At 68.6% G+C, this 752-nt stretch carries 1 protein-coding gene and 1 pseudogene; one reads left to right on the top strand and one right to left on the bottom strand.

Annotation, left to right across the window (positions count from 1 at the left end; translation table 11 throughout):
* Nucleotides 1-454, top strand: a 454-nt coding sequence (locus tag ACYQ8K_RS30160) for a vWA domain-containing protein (RefSeq protein WP_459975043.1), incomplete at its 5' end; no start/stop codon positions are given.
* A 4-nt stretch (nucleotides 455-458) separates the two neighbouring features.
* Here the strand turns inward: ACYQ8K_RS30160 and ACYQ8K_RS30155 are convergent.
* Nucleotides 459-752 (bottom strand): annotated as a pseudogene (locus ACYQ8K_RS30155) (VWA domain-containing protein); the annotation flags it as partial.

The raw sequence follows: 752 nt of genomic DNA, 5'->3' as shown, positions 1-752 counted from the left end.
GCACGCGATCAGCGCCACCGCTGTCGCCGGCGGCGACAAACCGCCACCGGCCCGCATCGTGCTGCTCTCCGACGGCGGCGAGAACAAGCCCTCCAATCCCAGCGATCCGCACGACGGCGTCTACACCGCGGCGCGGCTGGCCAAGGACGAGGGCGTGCAGATCTCGACGATCTCGTTCGGCACCCCGTACGGCACCGTCGACTACGAGGGCGCCACCATCCCGGTCCCGGTGGACGACCAGACCCTGCAGAAGATCTGCGAGATCACCGACGGCCAGTCCTTCCACGCCGACAGCCTGGACTCGTTGAAGAACGTGTACTCGACGCTGCAGCGCCAGATCGGCTACGAGACCGTGAAGGGCGACGCGAGCCTGGCCTGGATGCTGCTCGGCGCCTTCGTCATGGCCGGCGCCATCCTGGCCGGTCTGCTGCTGAACCGCAGGCTGCCCGCCTGAACGCTCAGCTGGGCAGGCGCCGGTTGATCAGCAGCGCCAGCGCCGTCGCGATCAACGCGGTCAGCACGCCGAGCCGCAGCCAGCCGGCGCTGCCCGGCCCCGGCACGGTGCGGTAGCCGATCTCGTTCTCGATGGCGTTGTAGCTCTTTTCCAGCTCGCCGAGGCTGGTGGCGGTGTAGGACTGCCCGCCGGACAGCTTGGCGACCATCTTCATCTGGTCGGTCGAGACCGGGACGGCGATGCGCTGCCCGTCCATCTCGATCTCGCCGCCCTTGGTCCCGAACGAGATCGTCGAGAT

It is taken from the genome of Mycobacterium sp. MUNTM1, assembly GCF_054660795.1.
This window is presented reverse-complemented; position numbering and strand designations above follow the sequence as displayed.